Source organism: Alcanivorax sp. HI0083 (assembly GCF_001635175.1).
This window is the reverse complement of the sequence record NZ_LWFX01001065.1, coordinates 1-3552: the sequence shown is the minus strand read 5'-3', so window position 1 is coordinate 3552 and position 3552 is coordinate 1. Positions and strand designations below refer to the sequence as shown.

3 protein-coding genes are annotated in these 3552 nt (G+C 59.0%); 1 reads left to right on the top strand and 2 read right to left on the bottom strand.

The features are described from left to right. On the bottom strand, window positions 1-515 hold a 515-nt coding region (locus A3754_RS14050), incomplete at its 3' end, for an acyl-CoA dehydrogenase family protein (protein ID WP_197468660.1). Window positions 516-643: 128 nt separating this feature from the next. Then, complete coding sequence (locus tag A3754_RS14045) at window positions 644-1846, bottom strand: 3-oxoadipyl-CoA thiolase (RefSeq protein ID WP_063520196.1); 1203 nt, start codon at window positions 1844-1846, stop codon at window positions 644-646. Between the two features lie 302 nt (window positions 1847-2148). Between A3754_RS14045 and A3754_RS14040 the strand changes: the two genes are divergently transcribed. Continuing rightward, the gene (locus A3754_RS14040) at window positions 2149-3306 is read left to right on the top strand and encodes an acyl-CoA dehydrogenase family protein (protein ID WP_063520195.1); all 1158 of its coding nucleotides are present in this window, start codon (window positions 2149-2151) and stop codon (window positions 3304-3306) included. Window positions 3307-3552 lie beyond the last annotated feature (246 nt).

Genomic DNA, 3552 nt, shown 5'->3' with positions numbered 1-3552 from the left:
GGCGAATTGGTAATCCAGGTCTTGGCGCCATTTAGCACATAGCCGCCATCCACTTTCTTCGCGTGGGTACTCATGGAGCCCGGGTCAGAACCGTGGTCCGGCTCGGTCAGGCCAAAACAGCCCACCCATTCACCGGTGGCAAGCTTCGGCAGGTATTTCTCCCGCACCGCTTCGCTACCGAAGGTGTAGATAGGGAACATCACCAGGGACGACTGCACACTCATGGCTGAACGGTAACCGGAGTCCACCCGCTCCACTTCCCGGGCCACCAGGCCGTAGCTCACATGGTTCACCCCGGCGCCACCATACTGCTCAGGAATGGTGGGACCGAGAAAGCCGAGTTCCCCCATTTCCGTCATGATGTCCCGGTGGAAAATCTCGTGCCGGTTGGCTTCCAGCACCCGGGTCATCAGTTTGCTCTGACAGTAATCATGGGCCGCATCACGGATCATGCGCTCGTCTTCGGTGAGCTGGGTTTCCAGCAGTAATGGATCGCTCCAGATAAAGTTTTGCATCGTCAATGTCTCAGCCAAATCATGTTCAGTAAGTTGAGCGTTGATAGTGGAAAGTTGACAGCGAAACACCAAGAAATTGGGCTGGTTTTAGCTGTCAACTTTCAACTGTCCACTGTCAACTATGTTGGTCACTGCCTTTCAATCACCATAGCCACGCCCTGACCCACGCCAATGCACAGGCTGACCAGCGCATAGCGACCGCCAGTGGCCTCCAGTTGCCGCGTGGCGGTGAGGGCCAGACGGGCGCCGGAGGCACCCAGTGGATGACCCACGGCAATAGCGCCGCCATTCGGGTTCAGGCGTTCATCATCCCCGGCCAGGCCCAGCTGCTTGCAACAGCCTAATACTTGGGCGGCGAATGCCTCGTTAATCTCGATTACATCCATCTGGTCCAGCGTCAGTCCGGCCCGGCCCAGTGCCTTGCGGCAGGCTTCCACCGGCCCCAGCCCCATGACCCGGGGCGCCACACCGGCCACGGCGCCGGCTAGAATCCGTGCGCGGGGGGCAATGCCCGCCGCGTCACCGGCAACACGGGAACCGATGATCAGCGCCGTCGCGCCGTCATTTATGCCTGATGCATTCCCTGCGGTAATGATGCCACCCTCAACGATAGCAGGCAGTTTTGCCAATTTTTCAGCAGTGGTGCCAGCACGGGGATGCTCATCGTCTGCCACCGTCAGCGGCTCTTTCTTGCGGCCTTGGGGAACAATGACCGGCAGGATCTCCTTCTGATAGAAACCGCGCTCTCTGGCTGCCTCATAACGCTGCTGGGAGCGTGCCGCAAAGGCATCCGCTTCCTCGCGGCTAATGCCCAGATCGTCCGCCACGTTCTGGGCGGTTTCCGGCATGGTATCGGCACCGAACTGGTTGAGGATTTTCGGGTTGGGGAAACGGGCACCAATAGTACTGTCGAAAATCGTCATGTCGCGGCTGAACGCTTTTTCCGCCTTGGCCATGACGAAGGGCGCGCGGCTCATGGATTCCGTGCCACCGGCAACGATCAAATCACCTTCACCCACGGAAACCATGCGCGCGGCATCCAGCGTTGCCGCCAGGCCACTGCCGCACAAGCGGTTAACGGTGATTCCGGCCACGGATTCCGGCAGCCCTGCCAGCAACCCGGCATGGCGGGCCACGTTACGGGCATCTTCACCGGCCTGGTTGGTATTGCCGATCACCACGTCTTCGTAGCGAGACAGCTCGAACCCGTTGCGCTGCACTAGCTCACGGATCACCCCGGCCAGCAAATCATCCGGCCGCACCGGCGCCAACGCGCCACCATGGCGGCCAAAGGGAGTGCGCAGACCATCGTAAATATAGGCATCAAGCATAAGCATTCTCCGAATGTGCAGCATGCTCCATGCAACACGCAGCAACGCGTAAACGGCCTCGACCAGGCGTCACGGCCGCGCTCACGAGTCATTGTTGGTCGCGAGCAAAAAGGTCGCCAAACCCTGTGGCTTCCACCGCGTTGTTGCGTGCAGCTTGAAGCGTGCCGCAGCAAGTTCGTCCGCTGTGCGGAATGTTATTTTGAAAACTTGACGAGCAGAATAGGCCGTGACAGAGTGCGATGCAAGTGATTCGCCTCGCGGTCACGTCCCCAAAAGACCCAATGCTACCGCCGGACCCAGCCATGATTCGTGATGCCGAAATTCTCTCTCAATTGACCGACACCATTGCCCGTTTTGTGCGCGAACGCCTCGTTCCCGCCGAACAGCAAGTGGCCGAAAGTGACGCCATCCCCGATGACATTGTCGCCGATATGAAGGCCATGGGGCTATTCGGGCTGTCGATTCCGGAAGAGCTTGGCGGACTCGGGCTGACCATGGAAGAGGAAGTAATGGTGGCCTTTGAACTGGGTCGCACCTCCCCCGCGTTTCGCTCCCTCATGGGCACCAACAATGGCATTGGCGCCCAAGGCATCCTGATTGATGGCACCGACGAACAGAAACAAAAATACGTTCCCCAGCTCGCTACCGGGGACGTGATCGGCGCCTTCTGCCTGACCGAACCGGACGTGGGCTCCGACTCCGGCGCAGTGAAAACCCGTGCCGAAAAAGACGGCGACCACTATATTCTCAACGGTACCAAGCGTTTCATCACCAACGGCCCCCACGCCGGCCTTTTCACCGTGATGGCGCGCACCAACCCGAATATCCCTGGCGGTGGCGGCGTTACCGCCTTTATCGTCGATGGCGACACCCCCGGCATCCACCGCGGCAAGGCGGACGTGAAAATGGGCCAGAAAGGCGCCCACACCTGCGACATCATTTTTGAAAACTGTCGTGTGCCCGCAGAGAACATCATCGGTGGGCAGGAAGGCAAGGGCTTCAAAACCGCCATGAAAGTGCTGGACCGGGGCCGGCTGCATATTTCAGCCATCTGCGTGGGCGTTGCCTACCGGCTCATCGAGGACGCGGTGAATTTTTCTGCCGAACGCCAACAGTTCGGCAAACCCATTATCGAGCACCAGCTGATTCAGGCCATGTTGGCTGACTCCCGGGCAGAAGCCTTCGCCGGCCGCTCCATGGTACTGGAAGCCGCCCGCAGCAAGGACCGGGGAGAACGGGTCAGCCTGGACGCCTCCTGCTGCAAGCTGTTCTGCTCTGAAATGGTAGGCCGGGTGGCCGATCGCGCCGTACAGATTCACGGCGGCGCAGGCTACATGGCGGACTATCCGGTGGAACGCTTCTACCGCGATGTGCGCCTGTTCCGCATTTACGAAGGCACTACCCAGATCCAACAGATAGTTATTGCCCGGGAACTGGCACGTCAGGCGGGGAATAGTTGAACGTTGAAACGTGGAAAGTTCAACAACGCGTTCCATGCCAAAGCTAATTGATGGAATCAGTGCCCGCAGTCCAATACTCTATTCGCGATGCAAGCATAGCTTCCCACAAAAAACCTATCGTTCTTTGGGCCCTGTGGGAAGCGATGCTCGCATCGCGAATAAGACCGACCGGCGCGGTTCCGGCTTTGTTCGATTGGCAGCAACAGCGATTCGCGTTTCAACTTTAAACCTTCAACTCGCAACTCA